14 protein-coding genes are annotated in these 20,136 nt (G+C 71.9%); 8 read left to right on the top strand and 6 right to left on the bottom strand.

The window, feature by feature from the left end:
- Nucleotides 1-7 precede the first annotated feature (7 nt).
- On the top strand, nucleotides 8-1,066 hold the full coding sequence (locus ACFYOJ_RS07500; protein ID WP_356555515.1) for a Gfo/Idh/MocA family oxidoreductase: 1,059 nt from the start codon (nucleotides 8-10) through the stop codon (nucleotides 1,064-1,066).
- Here ACFYOJ_RS07500 and ACFYOJ_RS07505 read toward each other — a convergent pair.
- Nucleotides 1,053-2,720 (bottom strand): alkaline phosphatase D family protein, encoded by a 1,668-nt coding sequence (locus ACFYOJ_RS07505; protein WP_356555517.1) that lies wholly within the window; start codon nucleotides 2,718-2,720, stop codon nucleotides 1,053-1,055. The two genes, ACFYOJ_RS07500 and ACFYOJ_RS07505, sit on opposite strands and share 14 nt — an antisense overlap.
- Nucleotides 2,721-2,967: 247 nt before the next feature.
- On the opposite strand from ACFYOJ_RS07505, the gene ACFYOJ_RS07510 reads away from it, so the two are divergent.
- A complete protein-coding gene (locus tag ACFYOJ_RS07510; protein ID WP_388596302.1) occupies nucleotides 2,968-3,723 on the top strand; it encodes an SDR family oxidoreductase in 756 nt (251 codons plus the stop codon).
- Nucleotides 3,724-4,063: 340 nt separating this feature from the next.
- On the opposite strand, the gene ACFYOJ_RS07515 is transcribed toward ACFYOJ_RS07510, so the two are convergent.
- Nucleotides 4,064-4,390, bottom strand: a complete 327-nt coding sequence (locus ACFYOJ_RS07515; protein ID WP_356555518.1) for a nuclear transport factor 2 family protein — start codon at nucleotides 4,388-4,390, stop codon at nucleotides 4,064-4,066.
- 134 nt (nucleotides 4,391-4,524) lie between these two features.
- On the opposite strand from ACFYOJ_RS07515, the gene ACFYOJ_RS07520 reads away from it, so the two are divergent.
- A complete protein-coding gene (locus tag ACFYOJ_RS07520) occupies nucleotides 4,525-5,067 on the top strand; it encodes a DoxX family membrane protein (RefSeq protein ID WP_356555519.1) in 543 nt (180 codons plus the stop codon).
- A gap of 56 nt (nucleotides 5,068-5,123) precedes the next feature.
- A complete protein-coding gene (locus ACFYOJ_RS07525; protein WP_356555521.1) occupies nucleotides 5,124-5,471 on the top strand; it encodes a MazG-like family protein in 348 nt (115 codons plus the stop codon).
- Nucleotides 5,472-5,697: 226 nt separating this feature from the next.
- On the opposite strand, the gene ACFYOJ_RS07530 is transcribed toward ACFYOJ_RS07525, so the two are convergent.
- The 4 genes from ACFYOJ_RS07530 to ACFYOJ_RS07545 form a co-directional block, all read right to left on the bottom strand.
- The gene (locus tag ACFYOJ_RS07530) at nucleotides 5,698-8,574 is read right to left on the bottom strand and encodes a pPIWI_RE module domain-containing protein (protein WP_356555522.1); all 2,877 of its coding nucleotides are present in this window, start codon (nucleotides 8,572-8,574) and stop codon (nucleotides 5,698-5,700) included.
- 80 nt (nucleotides 8,575-8,654) lie between these two features.
- Nucleotides 8,655-12,092: a signal recognition particle gene (locus tag ACFYOJ_RS07535; protein ID WP_356555524.1), complete on the bottom strand. Its 3,438-nt coding sequence runs from the start codon at nucleotides 12,090-12,092 to the stop codon at nucleotides 8,655-8,657.
- Nucleotides 12,085-13,263, bottom strand: a complete 1,179-nt coding sequence (locus ACFYOJ_RS07540) for a hypothetical protein (protein ID WP_356555525.1) — start codon at nucleotides 13,261-13,263, stop codon at nucleotides 12,085-12,087. Before ACFYOJ_RS07540 ends, ACFYOJ_RS07535 begins: the two co-directional genes overlap by 8 nt.
- The gene (locus ACFYOJ_RS07545; protein ID WP_356555527.1) at nucleotides 13,260-14,900 is read right to left on the bottom strand and encodes a PD-(D/E)XK nuclease family protein; all 1,641 of its coding nucleotides are present in this window, start codon (nucleotides 14,898-14,900) and stop codon (nucleotides 13,260-13,262) included. The genes ACFYOJ_RS07540 and ACFYOJ_RS07545 overlap by 4 nt, the downstream gene beginning before the upstream one ends.
- A gap of 135 nt (nucleotides 14,901-15,035) precedes the next feature.
- Between ACFYOJ_RS07545 and ACFYOJ_RS07550 the strand changes: the two genes are divergently transcribed.
- From ACFYOJ_RS07550 to ACFYOJ_RS07565, 4 genes are all read left to right on the top strand, one after another.
- On the top strand, nucleotides 15,036-15,911 hold the full coding sequence (locus ACFYOJ_RS07550; RefSeq protein WP_356555528.1) for a hypothetical protein: 876 nt from the start codon (nucleotides 15,036-15,038) through the stop codon (nucleotides 15,909-15,911).
- A 73-nt stretch (nucleotides 15,912-15,984) separates the two neighbouring features.
- The gene (locus ACFYOJ_RS07555; protein ID WP_356555530.1) at nucleotides 15,985-17,103 is read left to right on the top strand and encodes a hypothetical protein; all 1,119 of its coding nucleotides are present in this window, start codon (nucleotides 15,985-15,987) and stop codon (nucleotides 17,101-17,103) included.
- A complete protein-coding gene (locus tag ACFYOJ_RS07560) occupies nucleotides 17,100-18,611 on the top strand; it encodes a hypothetical protein (RefSeq protein ID WP_356555532.1) in 1,512 nt (503 codons plus the stop codon). The genes ACFYOJ_RS07555 and ACFYOJ_RS07560 overlap by 4 nt, the downstream gene beginning before the upstream one ends.
- Nucleotides 18,608-19,972: an AAA domain-containing protein gene (locus ACFYOJ_RS07565; protein ID WP_356555534.1), complete on the top strand. Its 1,365-nt coding sequence runs from the start codon at nucleotides 18,608-18,610 to the stop codon at nucleotides 19,970-19,972. The genes ACFYOJ_RS07560 and ACFYOJ_RS07565 overlap by 4 nt, the downstream gene beginning before the upstream one ends.
- The last annotated feature ends 164 nt before the right edge of the window (nucleotides 19,973-20,136 follow it).

Consider the following 20,136-nt stretch of genomic DNA (forward strand, 5'->3'; position numbering starts at 1 on the left):
GGGCACGGTGGCCGAACAGAAGGTGCGCTGGGGGATTCTGGCGACCGGCGGCATGGCGGCGACGTTCACGGCGGATCTGGTCGATCTGCCGGACGCGGAGGTCGTGGCGGTCGCCTCGCGGACCGAGGCGTCGGCGAAGGCGTTCGCGGAGCGGTTCGGGATACCCCGGGCGTACGGCGACTGGGAGACGCTCGCGCTGGACGAGGACGTCGACGTCGTGTACGTCGCCACTCCGCACGCCGCGCACCGGGCCGCCGCCGGCCTGTGCCTGCGGGCCGGCCGGAACGTGCTGTGCGAGAAGCCGTTCACGCTGAACGTGCGCGAGGCGGAGGAACTGGTCGCCCTCGCCCGGGAGAACGGCAGCTTCCTGATGGAGGCGATGTGGATGTACTGCAATCCGCTGGTGCGGCGCCTGAAGACGCTGGTCGACGACGGCGCGATCGGCGAAGTCCGCACCGTCCAGGCGGACTTCGGCCTGGCGGGCCCCTTCCCCCCGGCGCACCGGCTGCGGGACCCGGCCCAGGGCGGCGGCGCGCTGCTGGACCTGGGCGTGTACCCGGTGTCGTTCGCGCAGCTGCTGCTCGGTGAGCCCTCGGACGTGGCGGCGCGGGCGGTGCTCTCCCCGGAGGGCGTCGACCTCCAGACGGGCGCGGTGCTCTCCTACGACGGCGGCGCCCTCGCCTCGGTGCACTGCTCCATCACCGGCGGTACGCCCAACTCCGCGGCGGTCACCGGCTCCGAGGGCCGCATCGACGTCCCCGACGGTTTCTTCTTCCCGGAGCGCTTCGTGCTGCACCGGGCCGGCCGCGACCCCGAGGAGTTCACGGCCGACCCCGCCGACGGCCCCCGGGCCAGCCTCAGGCACGAGGCCCGTGAGGTGATGCGCGCGCTGCGGGCCGGTGAGACCGAGTCGCCGCTGGTCCCGCTGGACGGCACGCTCGCCGTGATGCGGACGCTCGACGCGATCCGGGAACGCGTCGGCGTCCGCTACCCGGGAGAGGCCCCGGGCGAGGGCGAGGCGGTCACCGGCGGGGCGGCCACGGGCCGTGAGGTCACGCCGGCTTGAGCCCCTGCTCCCCCACCTCCGTCACGAAGGAGGCGGCGGTCGTGAGCGGCGCGCCCTCGGTGGTCACGTGGGACACCGTCTTGAAGTCGGCGCGCGCCAGCTTCCGGCCGAGCGTCACCGTCGTGTAGCCGCGCAGCCCGTTGTAGAACCTGAGGTGCGGGTTGGCGGCCAGGTAGGTGGCCCAGTTGGACGGCTTCGCGGAGCCGTTGCCGCCGCTGGTGACGGAGGAGGTGACGATCTCCGTGCCCAGGGTGCGGGAGTCCGGGTCGGAGAAGTCGCGCTTGATGTCGAAGCCGTAGTGCACGTGCACGTCGCCGGTGAGGACCATCAGGTTCTCGACACCGGCGGCCTGCGCGCCGGCCAGGACCCGTTCGCGGGAGGCCGGGTAGCCGTCCCAGGAGTCCATGGAGACCTTGGACGGCAGCGTGGTGGAGTTGTACCGCCGGGAGAAGGTGACCTGCTGGGGCACCACGTTCCACAGCGCGTTCGAGCGGTGCCAGCCGTTGATCAGCCAGCGCTCCTGGGCGGCTCCGGTCATGGTGCGGCTCGGGTCCTCGGACTCGGGGCCGGGGAACTGCCAGCCGTCGCCGTAGGCCTGGTCGGAACGGTACTGGCGGGTGTCGAGCACGTCGAACTGGGCGAGCCGGCCCCAGTGCAGACGCCGGTACAGCCGCAGGTCCGGCCCGTCGGGCAGCTGCGGGCGGCGCAGCGGCATGTTCTCCCAGTACGCCCGGTAGGCGGCGGCCCGGCGCAGCAGGAACTCCTCGGGCGGGACGCTGTTCTCCGGGGTGCCGTCCGCGTAGTTGTTCTCGGTCTCGTGGTCGTCCCAGGTGACGACGAAGGGGTGCGCGGCGTGCGCGGCCCGCAGGTCGGGGTCGGACTTGTAGAGGGCGTACCGCAGCCGGTAGTCCTCCAGGGTCACCGTCTCGCGGTTGAAGTGGCCGGGCAGGGTGCCGGCCGGGTAGGCGCGGGAGCCGCCGACGGCGTTGACGGCGTACTCGTACAGGTAGTCGCCGAGGTGGAAGACGACGTCCACGTCCTCCTCTGCGAGGTGCTTGTACGCGGTGTAGTAGCCCTGGTCGTAGCGCTGGCAGGAGACCAGGCCGAAGGTGAGGTCCGCGGTCCGGCTGTGCGTCGCGGGGGCGGTGCGGGTGCGGCCGACGGGGCTGACGAAGCGGCCGGCGCGGAAGCGGTAGTAGTAGACGTGGCCGGGGGCGAGGTGGCCGACCTCGACGTGGACGGTGTGATGGAACTCGGGGTGGGCGGTGGCGGTTCCCCGTCTGACGACGCGGCGGAACCGTTCGTCCAGGGCGAGTTCCCAGCGGACGTCGACGCGTTTGGCGGGCATGCCGCTGTCGGCCTGGTAGGGCGCGGGGGCCAGACGCGTCCACAGCAGGACGGAGGTGGGCAGCGGGTCGCCGGAGGCGACGCCGAGGGTGAAGGGGTCGCCGGTGAGCTGCGCCGGGTCGAGTTCGGCGGCGCTCGCGGTGCCGGCGGTGGGCAGGTTCACGGAGAAGGCGAGCGCGGCGGCGGCGCCGGTGACCGTCAGGAAGCGGCGGCGGCCCAGGTGGCGGGCGGCGGCGCGGAGTTCGGGGGCGTGTGCGGGCCGGGGGGCCTGGGCGCGGCCGGGGGCCTGGTGGTTCGCGGGTGTCATCCGTTTCTCCCCTTGCGGTAGGTGCAAGGGGCATTCGAATCGCCCGGGACGACGTCACCTTGGCGCGGACATGACCGAGCTGTGGCGGGGTCGTGGCGGAACGACGAGTTCCGCATGATCGCCCGCCGCTCCCCCACGCGTACGCTGCCGCCTCATGAACACCGTGAGAAGCACCGACGAGGGGACGGGTGACATGACGAGCGGGGACGACATGAGGGGCAGGGACGGCATGACGGGCAGGGACGGCATGACGGGCAGGGAGAGGATCGCCGTGGTCACGGGTGCCGGTTCCGGCATCGGCCGCGCGGTCGCCGCCGAACTGCTGCGCGCGGGCTGGTCGGTGGCCCTGGCCGGCCGCCGCACCGGAACCCTGGAGGAGACGGCCGCGCTCGTCCCCGACGGCACCGCCCTCGCCGTACGGGCCGACGTGTCACGGCCCGAGGACGTGGCCGCCCTGTTCTCCGCCGTGCGCGACCGCTTCGGGCGGCTGGACCTGCTGTTCAACAACGCCGGGACCTTCGGCCCGGGCGGCGTGCCGGTCGAGGACCTGCCCTACGACGCGTGGCGGCACGTGGTGGACACCAACCTCAACGGGGCGTTCCTGTGCGCGCAGGCGGCGTACCGGCAGATGAAGGAGCAGGACCCGCAGGGCGGCCGGATCATCAACAACGGCTCGATCTCGGCCCACACCCCGCGCCCGCACTCGGTGGCCTACACGGCGACCAAGCACGCACTGACCGGCCTGACCAAGTCACTGTCCCTGGACGGCCGTCCCTACGGCATCGCGGTCGGCCAGATCGACATCGGCAACGCGGCCACCGACATGACGGCCGGCATGCAGACCGGCGCGCTCCAGGCCAACGGGGAGACGGCACCCGAGCCGGTGATGGACGTCGCCGACGTGGCGCGCACGGTGCGGCACATGGCGGAGCTGCCGCTGGAGGCGAACGTGCAGTTCGCGACGGTCATGGCGACGACGATGCCGTACATCGGACGCGGCTGAACGGGCCGCGCGGGCAGGGCTCCTGGCACACCGTCGGCGCCCCGCGCAACCGGAATACAAAAGTCCGCGATCTCGGTTCGCGCCCTTGCGACCGATGGCTGACGTGTGCTCAACTTTCCTTCACCGAAGCTTCACACCCGGAGCGTCGGCCTTCCAGAACCTCCGCAGGCCATATCGAGGGGGGAAGGCGGCAGCCGCTCCGTCCACCGGAGGGGGGTGGGTCCCGCGGCACCGCGGGCCCGCACCGGCGGACGGAGCGGCTGCCGCGTACACGGGGACGTGTCGCGGGGCGGCGCGGAGCGGCGGAGCTATTGCGACATTTGCGGCACTACGGGGGGTACTACGCCTGCCCGGTCTCGAACCGCGCGATACGTCCGTCCTCGTCCACGGTGAAGCTCCACCGGGTGCGCATCTCGCCCCAGGCGTCGTTGCGGTGGCGGGCGATGAGGGAGCGCCCGCCGTTCGACTCCCTGTCGACCTCCAGGTGGCCGTTGGAGGAGAAGATCTCCTGGTCGATCCACTGGGCGAGGTCCCGGTCGTCGCCGTCGTCGGCCATCGTGGCGTCCGGCGCGAGCAGCGCGAGGAACGCCTCGCGGTCGCGTGCGTTGACGGCGGTGACGAAGGCGCGGACGGCGGGGTCGCTGAGTCGGGCGGTCTGGATCGTCATACCGGTCAGCGAAACACCGGCCCCCTCGCCCCGCCACCCGAACGGCGTGCGCGAAGGGCCGCCCGGGTGCGGGCGGTGCGACGGTGGGAACGCGAGGAGGGGACACCGACGCACGTTCTGCCGAAGGAGCCGACATGACCTGCTACGACCGACGCGACCTCGGACTGCTGCTGCTCCGTCTGGGGACGGGGGGCGTCCTGGCCGCCCACGGCGCGCAGAAGCTGCTCGGCTGGTTCGGCGGCGGGGGGCTGGAGGGGACCGGTCAGGCCATGGAGGCCATGGGCTACTCGCCGGGCCGGGCCAGCGCGACCGCGGCGGGCCTCGCCGAGGCCGGGGGCGGTCTTCTGCTGGCGCTCGGCCTGGCCACCCCGGCCGCGGGCGCGGCGGCGGCCGGCGCGATGACGGGCGCCGCCGCGGTGCACACGCCGAACGGCTTCTTCGCCCAGTCCGGCGGCTACGAGTACGCGGCCTCCCTCGGCCTGACCGCCGCCGGCCTCGCGGTCACCGGTCCCGGCCGCCTCTCCCTGGACCACGCCCTCGGCCACGCGGTCAACCGCAACTGGATGGTCCCGGCGGCCTTCGCGGTGACGGCGGCGGCCACGACGGTGATCGTGGGGGCGCGGAACAGGCGGGTCCGCAGGGCGGCGGAGGGACAGCAGGAACCCCTGTTCGACTGACGTGCCGGGCGCCTCGGCCGCCCCGCCCCTCCGGCCGCCGTGGCAGGCTGCCCCGCATGACCGACGACCACCACGGCACCCCCGCCACCGACCCCTGGACCACCGTCGACGCCCTGTGGAAGTGGCTGGAGGCGGACCAGCCCGTCGGCGGCCGCGAGGGCCTGCTGCTGCGCATGCTGAAACTGTCGGAGGAGGTCGGCGAGGTCGCCGAGGCCGTGATCGGCGCGACCGGCCAGAACCCGCGCAAGGGCGTCACCCACACCTGGTCCGACGTCGAGGCGGAACTGTGCGACGTCGTCATCACGGCGATGGTGGCCCTGCGCACCCTCACCCCCGACGCCCGTGAGGTCTTCACCCGGCACCTGTCGCGGGTGGCCCGGCGGTCGCTGGGGCCGGGGGCCTGACGCGGGACGTGCGGTGCGGCGACCGAGCGGCGACTACCGCACCCCACACCCGCCACTCTCCGGTCAGCCCGTGGAACGGCTGACGGACAACCAGGTCCGGGGGCCGTTGCACTTGGCCGTCAGCGCCCTGCGGCCCTGGGTGACCGGCAGTAGTGTTCCAGGTCGGCATCGTCTTCGTCGAGGACGACGGCGGGCCCTGAAAAACAGGGCGATCAACACCTTCGGGTCACTCGTCATCTTCGGCGTCATCCAGATCGAAGTCGAAGGCCAACTGGTCCGACGACGCAGCGCTCATCGCAGCAGGGAGCTGAGGAGACGCAACGGGATCCAGCACTTCCTCGATCTCGTGCGGCAGGGCGTAGTCGTCCGCGAGTCGTGCAAGATGCAGGATCAGGGGCAGAGCCAGGCCTTCACGACCGGCGCGGTAGTCCTCGCTGAAACGCTGCTGATGGACGAATGCCGCCCACGCCTCCGCGTCGTCACCAGGCTGGAGGCAGGCCACGGTCAGTTCGAGGAGGTCCGGGTTCCAGGCATTCACCGTCGGTCGGTAGGCGTTTTTACCCGACGGGTTGGTGTGCGGGGTCAGCTTGGCGTCGTCGTTGGTGAGTTTGGACTGCGTGCCGGACTTGCCGATCGTGCTGTAGAAGACCCGGTCGGAGTCACCCTCCACCCTCGGCCGCCACAGCCCCATCGCAATGCCGCCGCTCTGCTTGCCCTCCAGTTCAGGATGACGTTCCTCGACTTCGGCCCAGCACTGTGCCGTCTCGTCCCGGCTGCCGTCGGCGATCCGGACGATGCGCAGCTGCTTGCCGTACTTGACAATCCGCTGGATGGGGCCTCCGTCGAAGCCGAGCCTGTCCTGTTCCAGGCCGTCGTTCCGCAGCCACGGCCAGCGCTTCCGGACGTCCTGGGCGTGTACCAGGACAAGCGTCGGAGCGCTGCGCAGCTGCGCGAGCGTCTTCTTCACGAAGGCCGCCGTGAGTGCCGATTGCTCCGCGCTGTTCTTCCTGCCTTCGACCCGTCCCGTCAACGACTTGAGGAGTTCGGGGTACGGCACCCATTCGTGCATGTCGGCCGACTTCCCCAGCACGCACTTCGCGCCCGGCCGGATGAGCACCGCGATCGGCGTGAACTGCTGCTTGCCCGTGGGGCCGTCGAGGCGGCGTTCCACGAGGTGGAAGGCCACCTGGTTCAGCTCCGCGGGGATGAGCTCGTCACCGAGTGTGTGCTGGGGCACCAGCCGTACACCGGTCTGACGCAAGCCGTCCGACCAGGCCGCAGCGGCCCGCAGACCCGCATCGGCGAGGGCCTCCTCGGCGTCCGCGCCCAGGTCCGGGGGACGGATGAACTGGGTCACCAGGCCTGCGTCGGCGCAACCGAGACGGATCGCGTGCTTGGGGTCGGCCCGCCGTTTGGCGTGGCGGAAGGCGTCCTGGCCGTCGAGTTCCACGAAGGCCAGCCGCACCCCGGGGACGGCTTCCCGCAGAGTGGCCATGGCCCGCGCGACACCGGTGCGGCGCTCCTCGATGGCCTTGTCGTGTTCCTGCCCCCGGCGCGGTACGTCGTCGCCTCCCAGCGGTGCGCCGAGAGCGCCCAGGGGGCGTGCGTGCAGCCGGACGGTCAGCTCCTCCGCCTCCCACACCCAGGTATCGGGGCCCTGCGCACGCCGGTGACCGGCCAGTCCCAGGCCCGTCTCCGCCGCGGTGATCAGCTGATCGCGGATGGTGTCGTTCTGGTGGAGCACGACCGCGGTGAAGTCCTCCCCTTCGAGCGCCTCAGCCAGGCGTGCCCGCAGGACCTGAGCGTTGTGGGCGGCGGTCAGCTCACGCTTCTCCAGGATGACCGCGAGGTCCGCGGGATCCTTCTTCTCCTTGTTCCTGGGAACGGACGGCAGCTTCTCGAGCTGTTTCTTCGGCGGTCGTGTGTACGCACTGCGCTCGAGCTTCGGAACGGGCACGAACTCGGGAGCGATCGCCTGCTCCGCCCACTCGATCAGCCGTCGGCGTTCGCTGGGCATCAGGCCGGTGCCGATGGTGTGCCTGCCCATGGCCGCCTGGTGCCCGATCGCGATCCGGATGCCGTCCCGGCCGTGGATCCAGTGGTCGGCCTCCTTCACGAGTCGGTCCGGGGACGGCAGCGCGTCGAGCGCGCTGACCCTGGTGAGCATTCCCTCCGCTCCGCCCTGACGCCAGTCCGTGGTGCCGTTCTTCCACTCCAGCATGGCGACCGCGAAACGCTGCGGCCGGGGACCGCCGTGAACGAGGGAGTCGTCCGGAAGCAGGTACGCGGACACACCCTTGCCGTACGGCATGTAGACCTTGCCGGTGACGAACCGACGCACGCCCGCGGCGATGTGGACGCGCGGCACGGGTGAGAAGGGAACGGTGCGCACGGTGATGCGGAGGGTCGCCGCGTAGTAGGCCGGCTTGCCGTCGTCGCCACCACGCCGCCTGGGTACGTACTCGATCACGTCCGACATCAGCTCGGCGCCCCCGCTTCCCTGCCCCCGGGCACCCGTGCGGCCGGCGACCTGCCGGAACGACAACCGCTGTCCGTGGTGTTCGTACGGTGCCTGGCGCGCGATCCGTTCGGCGAGGACGTCGGGAAGCAGCCGGTACACGTGCGGGGCTGGTACAGCGGTGCCCGCGGGCGACAGTTTCTGCTCGAGGAGGTCGACCGTGCCGGGCCACCAGTCGAGGCCCACGGTGTCCAGGTCACGGAAGCAGTCCATCAGCAGGGCCGCGGCCTCGGGGGCGTCGGGATCGCGCTGGAGGCTCTTGAGCCAGGTGGCGATGTAGAGGTTCGTCACCGCCGTCGGGTACGCGTTCTGGCAGTACAGCCAGGGGTTCTCGGAGCCGAACCGTGCCGTGGAGTCGACCGTGACGATGTCTGGCGCGGTGGCGCGCATCAGCTGGTTGACCGCCGCTGTGGGGACGCGGCGCCGTCGCTGGGCCTGCGCCTCGGTCATTCCGCCGTGGTGGAGGCGCAGTAGTGGTTCCTCCCAGTGGGAGGGCAGGGAGAGGGTGTGCATCGGGACGACGAAGGGTCCCTGGGCCGGGTCGTGCAGGTACGCCGCCGGACGGTTGTACTGGTACTGGGCCATGGTGCCGGTTCTCCTCGGGAAGGCGTGAAGTGTCGGACGCGACGCGGGCACGTCGCGGGTATGTCTGGTGGCGGACGCCGTCAGCCCATGTCCACCAGGGCGCGGTAGAGCGGTTCGTACAGCTCGCGGACGAGGGACTTGTCGATCGGGGCGGGGGCGTGCTCCGCCGTGTTCCCGTCCTCGAAGTAAGGGGCGAGCACCTCGCGCATGCTCGCCAGCAGGCTGGTGTCGGGGGTGTCCGCGTCCTGGAATCCGGCCTCCCGGGGAGAGAAGGCCGCGTCGACGAAGACCACCCGGGCCGGCACTCCGCCGCGTACCAGCCGGCCGATGACCTGCCACATGACGACGAGCTGATCCCAGGTGAACGCCTCCTTCTCCTCGTCACGCAGGCTGGACCAGGCCAGGCGCCGCGTGAGGAAGCGGTTCCACCGGTGCCGTGCGCGGCTGCGGAACGCCTTCGCCGCCTGGTCGGGTGTGGCGGCGGCGAGCGCGCTCTGCCGGAAGGAGCCGTCGGCGTCGCGGAGTTGGCGTACGGCCCAGTCGTTGATGGACTGGATGGCAAGTGAGATGTCGTCGGGTCGCGGGTGGGGGCGTGCCAGGAAGTAGACCGTGCCGATGGCCGCCTTGCCGCCGCGCAGGACGATGTTGTGTCCTCGCTCCACGGCGAGGAGCGGCGCGACGAGGATGTCACCCCCTACCGAGGGGAACGCCTTCACGTCGCCGCGGGGCAGGGACCGGGTGGCGGCGTTCTCCGGCAGCCGGGTCCAGGCGGTGTCGGAGTCCGCGTCGTCGGACACCAGCCGGGTGACGCGGCCGTTCCACTCGGGGATCTGGTTGAGGTACTCGGCTGCCCGGCGTGCCTCGTCGTAGCTGCCGACGAGCAGGAGGATGCGGCGGCGGTCCGGGTCGTCGATCTCCTTCAGCTCGGTGTCCAGCATGCTCTCGGCGTCGGGCAGACTGCGGTCGGGCACCGCGAGCTGGTGCAGCATGTGCACAAGGGCCTGCGGCCGTTCTTCGGGGTCGCATCCGGACAGGCGCAGTGGCCTCGGCCGGTCGTTCCCGGGCCAGTACAGGAACTCCTTGCGGAACTCGCTGCCCAGCACGGCTTCGACCTCCTCGTCATGGGGACGCAGGATCGCCCCGACCTCGGCGTGCACGTGGTATCTGCTCGACGTGCCGGCCCAGCTCGTCGCGGACATGAGCAGGACGTGCGGGCCCGGGCGGCCGTCCACGGCGCAGAGGTCACCGAGCCGCATCAGCAGTTCGCGGCCCACACCGTTGCAGTGGAAGAAGCGGAGTTCACCACTGCGGTCGCCGTCGCGCTCACGATCGTCGTGACGGAACTGGAAACCGAGCACATTCCCCATGGGCGACTCGGGGATGACCGCCTCGTAGTCCTTGGGGGGCCTGCGGGAGAGCACGTTCGAGGCGCTCTCGAGATTGAGTGCGGCCTCGACGCGCGGCCACAGCGTGGTCATGAAGTCGAGACGGCTGTGCAGTGCGGCGAGGAGCAGGGTGAACTCGAAACGCCGGGCCTGGAGGTCGGCGTCCGCCAGTACCGTGCTGTCGTTGCCGACGATGCCGGTGAGCGTGTCGCGCAGCCTTTCCCGCGTCCGTGCTCCCCGGGGCGCGTGCAGGAGTTCCAGGGTGAGGTGGACGAAGGTGTTCACCAGAGGTGTCACTTCGTCGTCGTCACCCTCGCTCTGCTGCTCGTGCAACGGGTCGTCGCGGAACCGGCCGAGCGCATCGTCCAGCGTCCGGGCCGCCACAACCGGGCGTTCGCCCTCCTTCCGCCCGGGGAACCAGCTGTCCAGCAGCAGGTTGTGGAGGGTGAAGGCGCTGAAGTAGTCGACGCTGATCCACCGCCTGAGCTTGTCGTCCTTGACGAGGAGGGCGAAGAGGCGGTCGGTGGCGGCGCTGACCGTGTTGACCGCGTTGGTCCAGTCGTCGACGTCACGGGCGGACAGCTGGAGCCGTCCGTCCCGGGCCATCTGCTGGAACTTGTGGACCGCGACCTCGTCGAACCAGGAGTTCGGGGCCTTGCCCACCAGGGTGCTGGCCGGTGCGAAGGCCGTGTCGAGCTGCATCTGCACCCGGTCCGCCTCGTCGACGATGACCAGGTCGCTGAGCCGGCACGCGAGTTCGAGGTAGCGGAGCTGTTCCTGGTGCTGGTGCAGCGGGACGGAGCTGTGCACCAGGCCGGCCGGGGTGGCGACCCACACCTGTGCGTCGACCAGATCACGAGCCGCACGGTGACGGGGGCAGCGGTTCCACAGCGGGCACAGTCTCCGCTGCGGCTTCGGGCCTCGCGCGTCGTGCCGCGTCCGGTCCTCGTCGTCGAGGAGGGGATCGCCGTCCGTGGTCTCCTGCTCGGGGACGGTGTACAGCGTGATGCACGGTGCTTCGCGGATGCCGAGCGGCCGGCGGGCTTCCAGGCCGCGCAGCACGTCGACGGGGCAGGCGCTGCTGAGGTGGGCGAAGCCCGCGTGGTCGTGCCCGAGCATGGTGGCGGCGCCTGCCGTCGCGGTACGCCGGTGCAGCCGGTTGATGTTGCGTTCCCGGGTGGAGTGCCCGAGGATCGGCGCCGCCCGCACCCCGAGCCGGTCGAACTGGTCCACCACGGCGAGCATCTCGGCGACGTCGCCGACGACGATGGTCACCCGGCGGGGGGACCGGGACACGATGTGGTAAGTCAGGATGTCGCGGAGGGTGGACTTGCCGGCTCCCACCATTCCCACGAGGTGCAGCAGCCGGTCGATCCTCAACCGGCCCTGCTGGGTGAATCGGCCGAGTTCGGTGTCGCGCACGAGCAGTTTCACCCGCCGGAGCCGCCCGGCCCAGCCGTTGTGCGGCCCTTCCGGCACCGTCGCCTCGACGGCGTCCATCTCACCGGCGGCCTTCTCCAGCTCTTCCCAGGTGACGTCGATGGGCTCTCCGAGCCCGGCCGGTGGCGCGTCGAGGGCGTGGGCGCGCGGCAGGGTGTCCGTCAGCAGTTCCTCGTCGAACACCACGGAGTGGGTGCGGTCCTGCACCCGGAACGTGTGCTCCCCCGCCTCGGCGAAGGGAATGGACCGGGTCGCGAACCGTGGCGGGGTGCTGAGCAGTTCCTCGAAGACCTCGAACCGGCGTCCGGCGCGCGACGTCTCACGGCGGCGCGGCACGGCATCGGGTCCGTCGACGTCGTATCCGCGCAGGTGCTGGGGGACCTTCAGGTAGTCGGCCAGGGCTTCCCGCCAGGCGTGCCGTCGCCGCATGTCCCACAGGTAGTGGCGGGCGCGCAGCACCCGCAGCCGCTGTTCCTCGGTGCGGACGTCGCCGAACACCTCGCTGTACGGGTAGCCGCCCAGCAGCGGCCAGACGTCGGCGGCCGTCCGGGTGGGCGTCACGTCCTGCAGGAGGTACAGGCCCAGTTCCACGTCGAGGAGGTCACCCGGGCGGAAACTGCCGAGGTTCGCCGGCCACACCTCGTTGAGCTGCTGCGGTGAGCAGCGCCGGTGCCATCCCCTACGGTCACGCACGGTGTCCTCCTTCGGCACGCGGGTCCCCCGCCTTGTCGCGCGGGACGGAGATCTCTTCGGCGACCAGCCTCAGGAAGGCCCGGTCGTCCAGGAGGACGACCCGGTCGGCCAGGTCCTCCGGCAGGTTGCGGCGGAACTGCCGCCCGTACGCCTCGTTCTCACGGAAGCGGTACCGGGGCACGACGAGGAACGCCCGGTCGTAGGGCGGCTCGTTCCTGAACGGCGTGAGGGAGCGCGCCAGGAGAACGGGATTCACCCGGTCCTTGACGTCCACCGCCCAGTGCCGTCGCCCCGGCAGGGGGACGCGCAGGTCGTAGGCGTCGTAGTTGGGCCACATCTCGGCGGTGATTCCGAACTTCTTCTTCAGCGCGGCCTGCAGATCGGTCTCCGCGAGCCCGGGGCTGGTGACGAACATCCGCAAGGGACGGCTGAGCTGGAGGAGCCCGCCTTTGTCGGCGCGGAGCGGCGTTCCTTCGTCCGAGACGCCGTCGCGGCGGCACCGGTCCAGTTCGCACCGGTGGCCTCCGTGCAGCAGCGGCACCATCAGGCACCGGCAACGGGCGCACTGCCGATACGTGCCATGCCGCAGGTAGGAGGCGGGCACGGGCTCGTAGCAGCGCTTGATCACGTCGTGCAGCAGCATCCCGAAGCCGGGATCGCCGCCGAGCAGCGCCAGCTCGGCCCCGGTCAGTACGGGCCTGGAGGTGAGCAGGGCCCGGAACGCGGTGTACGCCTGGGGTGCCTTCGCCGCACGGCACACGGCGAGTGCTTCCCGGATGCGCGCGTTCTCGAAGAGTTCGGCGGCCGGGTCGGCCGCGCTCACCTCCCACTCCAGGCACAGCTGGTACGGCAGGCGGGTCTCCGGATCGACGAGCAGGGCCGTGCCCGGGAAGTTCTCGGGCGGCAGCTCCAACGGCCATTCGGCCAGGGGCCGCTCGCAGGCCCAGCGGACCATCTGCGGCACACTGCCCGGCGGTTCCGCGCCGCGGCGCAGGCAGTGCAGGACGAGGCGGTTGTACGCGTTCTGCACCTTGGCCGGGTAGACCGGGTTGGGCACCGTCCGCTGCCGGGACAGGCACGCCAGGGCACTGGCGATCTGGCGGAGCAGCGCTTCGTCCGTGTCGGCGGCCCCCTCGGACCGTCCGTCCCCGGTGCGGGTCGTCGACGTCATGCCTTCCCCTCTTCCGTGACGGCGCCGTCGGGCGCGGCGCTCGGACACCACCGTGATACCGGGCAGGTCCGACAATGCGGTCCGGGACGGGCGTCCCCTGTCTCGTCCTCCCGCCACGGGCCGGCGTACCGCCGCAGAACCGACAGCGCCTTCTGCTGGTGGACGGGGTCCGCCGGGTCGATCACGTGCGGATCGGAGCCGTCCGGCCGGAGGATCTCCACCTCGACGCGCGAGCCGTCCGGGTCACCGCCCAGCGCGCCCTGCGCCAGGAGCGTGACGGCGAGGGCGAGTTGGGGGTAGACGTCGAGCAGGTCCTCGTCGGGGCGACGCCGTTTCCGGGTCGTCTTGAGCTCCCGCCACACCCACGATCCGTCCTCCTGGTAGAGCAGGTCGGGTTTGGCGATGACCAGGGCCTGCGCCGCCGTGTCGTGCACGGCCCGGAGGGCTTCGGGCTCGACCCGCTGGACGAGGGCGGCGTCCTGGAAGGGGCAGGCGTCGACATGGTGGACCAGCATGTCCCGACCGGTGGCGGCGTCCTCGTCGCAGACCCGCCAGCGTCCCTCCGTTGTCCAGTTCTCACCCTCGGGCGGCATGTCACCGACCGTGCACGGCGGCCACCCCGGACGCCGGTGCAGCTTCTCGATCCAGCCGTGCACCGCCTGGCCGAGCCTGGCGGCACTGCCGTACTCGTCGGACTTCGGCAGGTGCAGGGCGCGGAGGAATCCCTGTGCGGGGCAGCTCCTGTGGTACCGAAGATCGCTGACCGACACCTTCCGCAGCGGTGAGACCCGCGAGGAGAGTCCGAGGACGCCGGGGCTGCGCGTCACGGCCTCGCATCCGGTGAACTGCTTGCAGTCGACGCAGGACGAACCGGGCACCGGCCCGCCGCCCGCCACGACACGGGCCACGTGCGCGTGCCCGTGTTTGGCGTAGTAGGCCTCGGCCTCCTCGGCCGTCCCGTCGAACTGCACGCGCGGCCGTCCGCCGGCGAGCCCGACCTCGACGACACGCACCCGCTCGGGGCGGACGGCCGGTCCGGACGGCTGGAACGCGTGCGCCCACTTCCGGGGCCAGGGGGCCTGACGCCCGTGCACGGCGACGTACACGGCGATGGCGATCTCGCCGGGTTCGGAGTCCTTGGCCTCGCCGTGCCGCAGTCGCCGGTACTCGCGCAGCCGCCCGTCGGCCGACTCGTACCTGCGCCACCAGGCGTACAGCTCCCAGAACTTGCCGTTCTCCCGCTGCGCCACCCAGTAAGGGCGCACCGGCCGCAGCCTTCGCCCACCGTCGTCGGCGCAGGCTTCCAGGTACGTGCGGAGGGCGTGCTCGGCGTACGTCAGGTGACCGGGGTGCAGGGCGGGGGTGCGGGAGCGCAGCCCCGCCAGGGCCTGGTCGGGGGTCTCCCCGTGGAACTCGATCCGGTCGACGGCGTCCATGACCGGCCCGAGGGTGAACGTCTCGAGCTTCGGCTTCGGCAGCCGAAGCGGCCGGGCCGGCCGGAGACCGGGCCGGGCCTTGGCGGCGGCGTGCGAGGGGCAGGTGTGCTCCTCGCTCCCGCCCGTACCGGGCCCGACACGGACGAGGCCGTCGTCCCCCGTCAGCCAGTGCGGCCTGCGCCATGCGGTGTCGTGACTCACTGCCTCCCCCTCCTCTTCGGACAGGCGGCACCCTTCGGTCCGGCCGGGTGCGCCACCGCTTTCGACCGTAGCAGCAATCTTGGAAGTCATTGGAAGTTATTGGCACAGGTTGGTTCTTACGCTAGGCTGCCCCGCATGGCGGCATCACTGGAGGAGCTCGAGCAGCGCCTGTCCCACCTGCGCACCGAGCTGCGCGGTGCCGTGCGCGCACGGGACAAGGCCGAGATCAGACGCATCCGCCACGCCCTGCGCGAGGCCGAAACGGCGTGGGAGCGGGCCCTCGAATCCGAGGCGGGCCCCGACGCCGAAGCACTCCTGACCGGACCTCCGGCCCCGCAGACACCGACGACCGCGAGCGGACCACGCCGGAAGGAGCGTCCGACACAGGGCGCCATCCCGGTCCGCGAACAGGTCCACCAGTCGCTGACCCTGCTGGGCGCCCCCGCCTCCCCGAAGCTCATCTCGTCCACGTACGAGGCGTTCTTCACCGAGCCGCTGGTCGCCACCAAACTCGCGTCCCTCCGTCGCGACGAGGAACGCTCCTTCACGGCGCAGGGCTATGCCCGCCCGTACTACATCTGCGCGGCCCTCACCCACGACCGGCTCGTCCCCGCCCGCGGACTCCTGGCCCTGTCCACCTGGCCCGTGGAACGGCGGATCATCGGCCCGCTCAGTCCGCGCACCGACTTCCTCACCCACGCGGTCGGGACCGCCGAGCAGATCCAGCGGCTCACCACCGCGGGGCATCCGACCCCGGACGCGGCCTGGCGGCTGCTGCGCCGTTTCGCCCTCACGATCCCCGGCGCCGTCGACGCCGCGGCACCCGAGCCCGATCCCGCCCGCGTGATCGCCGCCGCCCAGGCGGAAGCGGCCGTCCACCAACAGGAGGACGACCAGCAACGGCGAGCAGCCGCCCAACGCGCCCGATCCCAACTTGCCGACGTGCAGCAGCTGTTCGGCGCACCACCGATGCGCGACGCCCTGCGCGACGCCAGCGGGACCCTGCCCTGACCCTTCCCGGCGGCGCCGACGCCGGAGCCTCGTGCTCCGGCCGGGCCCCGGAGACGTTCCCGAAGTAGAGACGATGCCCTCGCAGCAGTCCGACCCTCCCGACGACCGGCTCACCCGGCTGCGCGGCCCCCGGCCGCCTCAGCCGTACACGGCCCGCAAGATCACCGCACTGACCGCCAATCCCGCCTGCGCCCGCCGCGCCGTCCTCGACGCGGCCGGAGTGGACAAGGCGACACTCGCCCAGCGGGTCGGGCACGAACCGCGCTTCGGTCAGTCGCCCTTCGCCCTCGCCCGCGAGCAGGCCTTCCACAGCCTCGTGAAGTGGGGCGCGTACGCCGAGCTCATCCGGCTGCTGCGCGAGCAGCTCTCCGTCCCCGTCAGTGAGGCCCACGTCACCGACCTCAACGAGGTCGGGGGCAACACGTCCCTGCACGTACGCGAGCGGGAGACCCGCCGCCTCATCACGCACGTGGCGTCCGACCAGGAGGTGCGGCTGATCCTCGACCGCCCCGTGCTCACCCTCGAAGTGGCCGGGCAGACCGCGTACCTGGAGCCGGACGCGCTCACCCACCGCATCGACGGAAAGTTCCACGTCGTCCTGATCCGCTCGTTCGCGGCGATCGACGGCCAGGCCAACCCGACCGCCGTCGCGGAGACGGCCAAGCAGGCCGCCGTGTACGTCCTCGCCCTGCGCCGCGCCTTCGAGACCGCCGGCCTGCCCACCGAGCTGATCTCCCACGAGTTCCTGCTCGTCTGCCCCAAGGACTTCTCCAACCGGCCCTACGGACGCCTGATCGACCTCCGGCAGGAGCTCGAAGCCCTCCGCTTCCAGCTCTCGCGACTGCGGCGCGCCGAGGACCTCGCGGCACAGCTCCCTGAGACGGCGACCCTGGACACGACCCGGAGCCCGGACGAACTCGCGTCGTCGATAGAGGCGTTGGACGCCTCGTACACGCCCACGTGCCTGTCCTTCTGTGAGATGGCGCGCTACTGCCGCGACGAGGCCGACGCGTGCGCCTCACCGGCCCGTCTGGGCACCGGCGTGCGCAACGACCTGCCGGGCATCGACTCCACCCGCACCGCCCTCGACTACCTGGACGGCGTCGCCGCCCCGGGAGAGGCCGAGGCGGAAGCCGCCGACCTGCTGCGCGCCGCCGCCCGGCTGCGCCGACTCCGCCGGGGAGCCGCATGAGCGTCCTGTCCACCGTCGCGGCCCTCACGGCGTCCCGCACCGGCCGCGCCGAACCGCTGACGACCGTCCGCCACCACCACCTGGACGACAAGCCGTTCGTTCTGGTGCCGCTCACCCTCGCCGGAGAGGCGTGCGCCCCGCTGGCCGCGCTCGCCGGCACGGACCCCGAGCACCCGACCCTGCTCACCGTCCGCCAGCCGCGCAACCGCGCCGAACGCTTCCGGTTCGCCGAGCGCCTCGCCGCCCTGCTGCTGGCGTACCTCGACGGTTGCCGGACCGAAACGGAGCCCTACACCGTCGGCCGCGGCAAGGAGAAGGAGGAACGCCGGCGCTTCGTGCGAGGCCCGCAGCTCCTCGTGCCGAACGGTGAGGGCATCGCCTATGCGCGCCTGCTCGGCCGCCTGACCAGGCTGCGCGCCACCGAGGGCCCGTACGCGGTCGACCCGTCCGTCCCCGCCCTCGGCAAGTGGCTGACGTGGTTCGCCGAGCTGGCCGAGTTCCCGGACTCCGGCGTGCTCCTCGCGATGACCCGGCTGCTCTCCGCGCACTGGGCCACGGGCCAGAGCTCCTCGGAGGACTCCCACCTCGCGTCCCTGGTCGCCTGGATAGACCCGCCGGACGGCAGCGACGGCGCGCGGGCGGCGCGCGAGGCGGAGGACCCCACGGTGTGGCCGCCGGCCGGCCCGTCCACGGACCCGGTCTTCGACCGCACCCTGCAAGAGTTGATGACCCGCTACGACGAGGCGCCCGGCGACCGCGCCCGCGAGGCGGTCGGCCGCCAGATCGACGGTGAGCTGCGCGGCCAGATGCTGCCCACCTGGCGACTGATGTGGCGTGGCGTGGAGCTCCTCCGCGACCTGCCTGCGGGCGCCCACGTCCCCGAACGCTGGGCCCGGGACCGCCGCTGGTTCTCCGAGTACGCCGAGTACCTGGACATCGACGGCCACCCGCAGGCCCGCCGCGACCAGGCCGTCGGCGCCGCCCGCCGCCTGGCCCGGCTGGAAGACGCCGCCGCCCGCTTCGAGGCCGAGCGCGCCTACGACGACCCGCTGGTGATGGCGGAGTACGAGCTGATCGGCGAGGCGTTCACCGGGACGGTGACGGCCAGGGACCAGGACCGCTTCGTCCCCGGCGACCGTCCCGGCTCCCGCGTGTGGCGTCCGACGATCACGCTGCGCACCGACGTCCGCAAGCTTCCCAAGGTCGGCAAGGAGGTGAAGTCCCCGGCCCGGCCGGACCAGGGGGCCCGGATCCTCGAGGCCCGGCCTGAGGGCGACGGCGCCCACACCGTGGTGCTCCAGCTCGAAGGCGGCTTCGAGCGGAAGCGCAAGCCCCCGGCCCCGCCCGGCACCCTCGCCGAGATCGGCGAGGAGCTGACGTACACCACGCTCAACCCCAAGGCCATGCCGTCGTCCCTCCCCGACAAGGAGGACACCCCCTGGACCCACGGCGGTCCACCCCAGCCGTACGAACCGACCGACGAGGACGCAGAGGAGACCTGGGAATGACCGCCGTTCTCCCCGACACCGGGGCCCCCGTAGCCCTCACTCCCGGCGAACGCGCGGACCAGGCGGTCTCCGCCATCCTGGCCAGCCTCGACACGGCGACCGGCCGAGGCGTAGTCGTGGACTCACCTCCCGGAGCGGGGAAGTCCACGCTGGTGGTACGCGCCACCGGACACCTCACGTCCGCGGGCCACCAGCTCATGATCGTCGCGCAGACCAACGAACAGGTCGACGACCTCGTGGACCGCATCGCGCGCGAACACCCCGGCCTGGCGATCGGCCGCCTCTACGCCAGCAGCCACACCCTCCCGCCCCGCGTCACCCGGCACCCGAACGTCACCGGAAGCACCCAGGTCACGGACCTGCGCGACCTGCCCGTCGTGGTGTCCACGGCGAAGAAGTGGTCGTACGTCACCCCGGACAAGTGCGCGCCATGGCGGTGGGCCATCGTCGACGAGGCCTACCAGATGCGCTCGGACGCCCTCCTGGCGACGGCCCCGCTCTTCGCCCGGGACGACTCACAGGTCCTCTTCGTCGGCGACCCCGGCCAGCTCGACCCCTTCGCCACGGTGGAGACCGACCGCTGGCACGGCCTGACCTGGGACCCCCTGCGCAACGCGGTCGATGTCACCCTCGCCCACAACCCCGACCTCGTCCGCCACCAGCTCCCCGTCTCCTGGCGCCTCCCGGAGACGGCGGCACCCCTGGTCGAGCAGGCCTTCTACCCCTTCTACCGCTTCGTCCCCGGCACGACCGCACAGGAGCGCGTGCTCTCGTACGGCGTCCTGCCGCACGGCTCCAATCCCCTGGACGACGTCCTCGCGCGGGCCGCCGCCTCCGGCTGGGGCCACCTGGAGCTCCCCGCCCGCCACACCCTCGACCAGGACCCGGAGGTCGCCGAGGCCCTCGCGGCGACGGCGGCCCGGCTGCTGGAGCGCGGCGCGCTGGTCAACGGCGCCCCCCTGACCGAGTCGCGCATCGCGATCGGCGCGGCACGCACTGTACAGGCCGACGCGGTCCGCTCCCGCCTCGCGGCGCGCGGTCTGACCGGCATCACCGTGGACACCGCCAACCGCCTCCAGGGCCGCGAGTTCGATGTCACCCTCGTCTGGCACCCCCTCTCCGGCCGCCAGGACGCCTCCGCCTTCCACCTGGAGACGGGCCGCCTGTGCGTTCTCCTGTCCCGGCACCGCTTCGCCTGCATCGTGGTCGCCCGCGCCGGCATCCGGGATCTGCTGGACCGGCATCCGCGGAACAGCCCGGTGTACCTGGATGTGCCGCCGAAGTTCCCTGACGGGTGGCGGGCGCATCAGGTGGTCATGGGGCGGCTGGAGCGGGGGGAGCATCGGGTGCGGGCTACGTGATCATGCACGAATGGGGTCATTGTCGGTGGCAGGCTGTACGGTCCACGCAGATGTGGCGTGAGGGAGATATCTAGAGCATGGCAGCAGTGATCGAGAACCCGATCATCAATTCGCCGTACGCGGAGCTGCCTTGGCACTGGGGGCTGTACGAGTAGGGGCAGCCG

This window comes from Streptomyces sp. NPDC006384 (genome assembly GCF_042870695.1).
Classification (GTDB): Bacteria; Actinomycetota; Actinomycetes; order Streptomycetales; family Streptomycetaceae; genus Streptomyces.